The organism is Bellilinea sp. (assembly GCF_034432615.1).
GTDB lineage: Bacteria > Chloroflexota > Anaerolineae > Anaerolineales > Anaerolineaceae > Bellilinea.
Map to the genome: position 1 here is coordinate 22806 of NZ_DAOUBL010000089.1, position 7168 is coordinate 29973.

Annotated in this window: 5 protein-coding genes; 3 read left to right on the top strand and 2 right to left on the bottom strand. The window is 50.5% G+C overall.

All coding sequences use genetic code 11. The features are described from left to right. Positions 1-13: 13 nt before the first annotated feature. On the bottom strand, positions 14-1264 hold the full coding sequence (locus VAE48_RS04260; RefSeq protein WP_322792080.1) for a SpoIIE family protein phosphatase: 1251 nt from the start codon (positions 1262-1264) through the stop codon (positions 14-16). Positions 1265-1571: 307 nt separating this feature from the next. Between VAE48_RS04260 and VAE48_RS04265 the strand changes: the two genes are divergently transcribed. The 3 genes from VAE48_RS04265 (at position 1572) to VAE48_RS04275 (ending at position 6373) form a co-directional block, all read left to right on the top strand. Then, complete coding sequence (locus VAE48_RS04265) at positions 1572-3380, top strand: bifunctional metallophosphatase/5'-nucleotidase (RefSeq protein ID WP_322792081.1); 1809 nt, start codon at positions 1572-1574, stop codon at positions 3378-3380. Between the two features lie 141 nt (positions 3381-3521). Beyond that, positions 3522-4793 carry a hypothetical protein gene (locus VAE48_RS04270; RefSeq protein ID WP_322792082.1) on the top strand — a complete coding sequence of 424 codons (1272 nt, stop codon included), beginning with the start codon at positions 3522-3524 and terminating at the stop codon, positions 4791-4793. Between the two features lie 344 nt (positions 4794-5137). Further along, positions 5138-6373, top strand: coding sequence for a LamG domain-containing protein (locus VAE48_RS04275; RefSeq protein ID WP_322792083.1), 1236 nt, complete (start codon positions 5138-5140; stop codon positions 6371-6373). A 22-nt stretch (positions 6374-6395) separates the two neighbouring features. On the opposite strand, the gene VAE48_RS04280 is transcribed toward VAE48_RS04275, so the two are convergent. Next, complete coding sequence (locus tag VAE48_RS04280; RefSeq protein WP_322792084.1) at positions 6396-7037, bottom strand: NBR1-Ig-like domain-containing protein; 642 nt, start codon at positions 7035-7037, stop codon at positions 6396-6398. Between the last annotated feature and the right edge of the window lie 131 nt (positions 7038-7168).

The window sequence follows — 7168 nt, forward strand, 5'->3', positions numbered from 1 at the left end:
GTATCGTGTGCGTTTACAGCCTGCGCACAACAATGAGGGCAATATCATCTGAGCGGCGGGCAGCACCGACAAAATGCTGTACTTCGTTCAGAATGGCGCGGTGGACTTCCGCAGCAGAGTGGCTGGCGTAGGCCAGGGCTACATCCAAAAGGCGATCTTCACCGAAAAAGTCGCCTTTTTCATTTTGCGCTTCGGTGATTCCGTCAGTATACAGGATCAGCAAATCACCGGGAGAAATCCGGATTGTTTTTTGGGTCCAGCGTGCCTGTTCGGATACCCCCAGGGCCATGCCGGTAGTTTTCAATTCGCTCAGTGAGATCTTACCTTTGCCGGAAACGCCGATCAGGAAACCGGGTGGATGTCCGGCGTTCGCGTAAGTCAACCTGCCCGTCACGGGTTCTAAAATACCAAAGAAGGCGGTAACAAACATATTCCCGCGGGTATCCGAAAGGATGCGCTCACTGACCGCACTCATCGTAATTGCTGGAAGGGTGGGAAAACGTACCGCGTATGTTCGAAAGAGTGTACTGCTCAAAGCCATGAACAGAGCCGCCCCCATCCCTTTGTCAGAAACATCTGCCACTACAAAGCCTATTTTGTGATTGGAAAGTGGGATGAAGTCGTAAAAGTCGCCGGAAGTTTCTCTGGCTGGCTGTAAGGCAGTTACAATTTCCCAGCCATCGAGATGGGGTGATTCTTCCGGCAGAATATCAGCCTGAATTTTACCGGCCATGGCTAATTCCCGGTTGGTGAATTCTTCGTTGTCGGCTGCAGCGGATCGGGCAGCGGTGAAGGCTTCCTCCAAATCTTTTTCAAAAACAGTGAAGTTGGTGTGGCTGAAAACTGGATGCGGCATTTCTTCTTTTTCGATTGGAGGAGAAGGGTCGCGTTCGACCTGCATCAAAGCCGCTTTGAATTCTTCTTCGTTGACATCCCGCGAAAAGAGATAAAGCGGCACCGAGCCAAATTCTTCAAGGGGCAAGGTTTCTTCGGGACAGTCGAGCAGCAGGACGATCTTCATGGCTGGCCACAGGGAGTGAATTTCGTTGACCAGAAAATGGGCCTGTTCGGCTGAGCTTTTGAAGTCGAGCAGGACAAGGGTAGGCTGAGTTAATTTGCATAATTCGACAATTTCAACCACACTCTGAGCCTCGCCGACCAGCTGGAAATCTTTGATGCTCATGATCAAAGAAGAGAGACCCTTACGGTAAATTGCCTGATCAGAAGCCAGAGCAACACGGGTAGCAGATTTCAGAGGGTTCATTCATTCCTGCCTTCAAAAAAACGCTAACACCGAAGAAACATAATGTCCCAGAGGATGGCTTGTATGCCGTGCTGTACAGGTTCATTATAACGGTCAATTGCCAATTTTGTCCTCTCCAAAAGGGGGGTATCCTGTCCGTAACGAACAATTTTTAATGAAAGGAAAGCAAAAATTGATATAATAAATTGTATTAGTCAATAATTATTTCCAGAGGAGGTGAATCACTTAAAAACATCATGCTTAATTATGCCGGTCGGGTTATTGATTACTGTTCCTTTCCCGTTATTTGATCAGATTTGGAGAAAAAATGAAAAAAACAGCCTCTTATATTTTGACTTTTTTGATAATTCTCTCCCTTGGGGTTGGTCTATTGCCCAACTCAACCGTTCAAGCCAGTCAGCCAAAAGTTGCTTTTTGGCTGACTGTTTTACATAACAATGACGGAGAGTCGGACTTAATCAATCTTGGAAGGGGGTTAGAAGATTTTGGCGGTGCGGCGCGTTTCAAAACAATGGTGGATAGATTGAAGTGGGATGCCGTCCACGGTAAGCCGCCGGTTCCTTCTGCCCCGCGCAGTGTGGTGATGGTCTCCTCTGGCGATAATTTTTTGGCTGGGCCGGAATTCAATGCCAGCCTTGAAAAAGGCGTGCCATTTTATGACAGCATCGCTATGGACTTAATCGGATATGATGCGATTGCGCTGGGCAATCACGATTTTGATTTTGGCCCGGATGTTCTGGCAGACTTCATTCAAGGTTTTTCGGTATCGAAACCGCCTTTCCTGAGCGTCAATCTGGACTTCTCGGCTGAGCCGCGCCTGCAGGAATTGAAAAATCAGAAAAGGATTGCAGCCAGCACAACTGTAAAAACTCCCGCCGGACGGGTTGGCATTATTGGCGCAACTACTCCAATGCTTCCATACATCTCCAGCCCGCGCAACGTGCGTGTCAATGATATGGTTGCCGAAGCAATCATGGCAGAAGTTCGCAGGCTGGAAGCAATGAAAATCAACAAAATCATCCTGATCAGCCACCTGCAAAGCATTACCGAAGACCTTTCAATGGTGCCTTACCTGTCCGGAATTGATATCATCATCGCTGGCGGTGGCGATGAGGTGCTGGCCAATCCCGGGCAAGTGCTGGTACCGGGTGACGAAACCCGTATTTTTGGCTCCTACCCCTTATGGGCAACCGATTCCAGCGGTGTTCAGGTGCCGGTGGTGACAACCGCTGGTAGTTATTCCTATGTGGGGCGGTTGGTAGCGGGCTTCGACAAAGCCGGCAATCTGGTCATGATTGATGAGTCTCAAAGTGGCCCGGTGCGGGTTGCCGGCGGCAATCAACCGGATGCAGTTCCGCCCCATCCAGAAGTGCAGAGCAGAGTGGTTGAGCCGCTGATTGAGGCACTCAATGAAATGAGCATGAATGTGATTGGGGTCTCCGAAGTGCCATTGGACGGCACAAGAACCAACATTCGCAGCCGGGAAACGAATTTAGGCAATTTGACTGCCGATGCCTTGCGGTGGCAGGCTGCTCAACTGGCGGGCTTGTACGGGGTGAGTGTGCCGCAGGTGGCTCTCCAAAATGGCGGCGGTATTCGGAATGCCTCCGTTATTCCGGCAGGCAACATTACCGAATTGACCACTTTCTCGATTTTGCCCTTCCCCAACTTTGTTTCAATTGTGGAAGGAATATCCAGAGATCAGTTCAAGCAAATTTTGGAGAATGCCGTTTCGCGGGTGGAGTTTGGGGATGGGCGTTTTGCCCAGATTTCCGGTTTCCGCTTCACCTGGGATCCGGCCGGTACCGCTCAAATACTGGATTCAAATGGAAATATCGTCACGGTTGGTTCGAGGGTCAGGGATGTATTCCTGGATGACGGCACCCAGGTTGTTGGAGATGGCAGTGTCATCCCCGGGCCGGATTTGACGGTAGCGACGATTGATTTTCTGGCGCGGGGTGGTGATCAGTATCCCTTCCGGGGGGCTGCCTTTACTACTGTGGGTGTCACTTACCAGCAATCCCTTCGGAATTACATTCAATCTGGTTTGGGCGGCGTAATTACCGCTGCCCAGTATCCTGAAGGCGGCCAGGGGCGGATTACCCGTCTGCCTTAAAGCGTGATTTCGCCCTAATTTTTTTGAGGCCACTTAACCGGCTCACTCCCGTTGGGTAAAATGAAACAGGAGTGAGCCGCTAATCGGATGATCGATGTGAAATTTCTCAATAAGCCTCCAAGTATTTTGTCATGGACATGGATGGTCTTGCCTGTTCTGCTGGCGTTTGTGTTTCATCCCGTGCGGGGACAGTCTCAACAGCCGGCGGAAATTTGTTCCATGCCGTTTCAACCGGTGGCGTTACCCCTGACGGAACTGGGGGGGGATGCGTATGTACGGATGGACGGTCAGGCAACCGGTTTTAGGGGCGGATTGTATCCGAACGGAAGCAACAAGCGCCCGGCGCAGCACGAAGCCGCCGGTTTGGATTTATCCCGCCAGATTCAACCGCTGGCCACCGACGGGCGGGTGGATGATCAAAATGGGCGGATTTTGTTCATTTCGATTGGCATGTCCAACACTGCAACCGAGTTCGGGGCTTTCAGTCGGCTGGCTGAGCAAAAAGCGGAACTCAATCCGAAGGTGGTGTTGTTGAATGGGGCTTTGCCCAACCAGATTGCAGAGCGCTGGAGCAACCCTGAAGGGATAGCCTGGCAGGAACTGGATAGGCGAATAACCGGCTATGGGTTTTCCTCCCAACAGGTGCAGGTTGCATGGGTTAAGCTGACCAATACCGGCGGGGGAGATTTTCCGCAGAAGGCGTTAGCCTTACAATCGGACTTGCAGGTGATTGTCCAGCATTTGAAGACGAAATTCCCCAATTTGAAACTGGTGTTCCTTTCCAGCCGAACACGTTCTTATACTTACTGGCGGGGGTTAAGCCCGGAGCCGCTGGCCTATGAAACCGGTTTTGCGGTCAAGTGGTTGATTGAGAAGCAAATACAAGGGGATCCACAGTTGAATTTTAACCCGTCAAATGGGGAGGTCAAAGCATCTTATCTTTCATGGGGACCTTATCTTTGGGCGGATGGGGAGAATCCCCGAAAGGATGGGTTCACATGGCTGGCAAGCGATTTGACAGCGGACTGTACGCATCCATCCACTCAGGGGGCGGAGAAGATAGCCCAACAATTGTGGGAATTTTTCAGCACCGATACGATCAGCCGGGATTGGTTTCTATCCTCGGGTATGGTTGCTTCGCCCATAAAAACAGGCGATTTGACCGATACACCTGGCATTATCCGGGCTACTCCCTCAAAAACGCCTGAACAGAGGAAAGTAGAACTATCCTCGACACTGCCAGCCATTACTCCTTCTACGACCGCCGCACCACCCACCCTGCAGCAGGCTGGCAAGATCGAAGAAAGTCGCCCTGCTGATTCCTTTTCTTTTGAAATGGGCCTTTTCTTTTTGGCGGGGCTGGTTGGGGCGAGTATGGTGTTGGGATGGTTGCGGGGTAGAAAAAGAAAATAAACCCGCTAAAAACTATAAAAAAATTATAAAGAACTTTTTACTGATTTTCAGGTATGATGAATTCAATTATTTAGATAAAAAATATTGACAATTTGATATGCGTATTGATTTCCAATCTTCACTTCATCGGTTTTGAAGAATTGGATTCTGGCAGGTTGACGTGCACTTTCGGTCCACTGGGTGAACTTCTGAACCGCTGTCGAAACAGGGGGAGATATGCCCAATTTTGAAGTGCACGAAAAGCGCTCAATTTTTGAAAAGGATGGCGTGTGATTGCCGTGTTTGATCGCTCAGGTGTTCGGTTTATCGTATCAGTGCTCATTTTTGTATTCGTTGTCGGGGGAATGACGGTTGGTTTTGCTCCTGATCTGGTTGTTCGGGCGGATGGTCTGGCGGGGTTTGCATTATCGTTTGATGGTGCTGATGACATGGTCAACCTTGGCAGGACGGTTGATCTCTTTCCAGATGAGGGGTGGAAGCAAACCAAAACGGTCAGTTTATGGGTAAAACCGGAAGGAGCAGCCGATTGTTCGGTCATCAATGGTATCCTGCGCATCGAACCGGCACAGTGCGACAATATCTTTGGAGATTTTGCACGCTGGTGGGGCATCAGCCGCGGACCGACTCAAATTTGGGTGTGGATGGCCTGTTATGATCCGGCTGATCCTAGTACCTATCGTCCTTCTTCGCCAATTCGCCTGATTCAATTCGGATACAATCTGAATGAATGGATGCACATTGCGCTGGTGCATGGCAATGGTTTCCTTTCAGCCTATAAAAACGGCTCTCTGATTGGTTCGGTGAACTGCATTGCAACTGCCCAGCCGCCCGCTCAACCGGTGTTATTTTTTGGCGGTATGATCAAAGCAGACAGTCAGAATCAAAATCATAGTTTTTGGGGATTTCAAGGACAAATTGATGAATTACGCATCTACTCGACTGCGCTGAGCCAGCAGGAAATTCAGAACACAATGATGACTGAGCTGAACGGCAACGAAGCTGGACTGGTGGCGTATTACAAAATGTCTAATGGCAGCGGTTTAATGGTCAGTGATGATAGCGGCAATGGAAAAGACGGTCAATTGATGGACGGAACGACGATTGTAACGGGAAACGGGACACCGCCTTTGTGGGTGGTTTCCGGGGCTTTTGACAATATCCCCCCGACCGTGGTGCCGTCGCCAACTAGCACATGGACATTTACACCTTCACCATCGCCTTTACCGCCAACAATAACGCCAACCAGAACGGCAACATTCACCCCTGGTGTGAATCCAACCTTCACCTCTTCCCCTTCACCTGTTCCGCCGACCATTACCGCAACCCGAACAGCGACTCCGACCCGAACAGCGACCCCAACATTTACCTGGACACCCGAAATCCCAACGGCTACCATGGCCAATACTCGAACGCCCCGTCCAACATTTACAGCTTCACCTTCTCCAATTCCTCCAACGGTGACCAATACCTGGACGCCACGGCCAACGCGTGTAGCACCGACTCAATCCGACATCACACCAACGCGTACGATTGATCTGAACATGGATAATTTTATATTTCTTCCGTTGGTGAGAAAGTAGTTTTGATTTGTTGAATCGAATCTCAAGGTGTTGGGCTTTGTGTAACCACCTTAATCTTTACCCAAAAGGCCTTATCACCGCGGCTGCCCAGACCAAAGACGACCCCCTGCGGGTTCTGCAATTTCCAGTAACTTTCGTATTCGCGCGGTTGTTCGGGGGCTTTCATGTTTACAGAAATATCCACCAATCCATCCGGCGGAACATTCACCGGCAAGTTGAAACTTGGGGGTGCTCCCAGCACATTCCCGGAATCGAAAACCACTCGATAACTGGTCGTCCAGGTGCAGGAACCGGTATTTTTCAACCGCCAGGTTTTAATGAAAGTCTGCCCGGGGGAGAATTCGCTGCCATCCGGTACCGAAACATCACTGACAAATTCAGCGCGCTCGCAAGGCGCTGGATTTTCAGCAGGTGAAGGGGTTGTGGTCATTCTGTCAGATGGAGGTGTTTCTCCCCCTGAAGGGGGGGAGGAAGGTATCATCTGGGCAAACTGGGTGGTTAATGCCGCGACGGTTTGGGCCGCGGCGGTACTGGCAAAATCGCCGGTAGGGGTGAGCGCCTGCCCGGCTTTGGGTAAGTTACAGCCGCCCGTGAAAATCAAGGTCAGGACAGCTGCTAACCCTATAATGATTTGAGGGTAGAGGTTTGGGGTTGAACTTTTCATTGGGTTGCTGGTTTAAGCATAGCCATAAAAACGCCGCCCGTCAAGCGAGCACGGGCGGCAGACAGACCTGGAAGGGCCGGTTTTTATTTCCTGACCATGGGGAGAAACAGGAAGTTGTTCGTGTTGGGGTC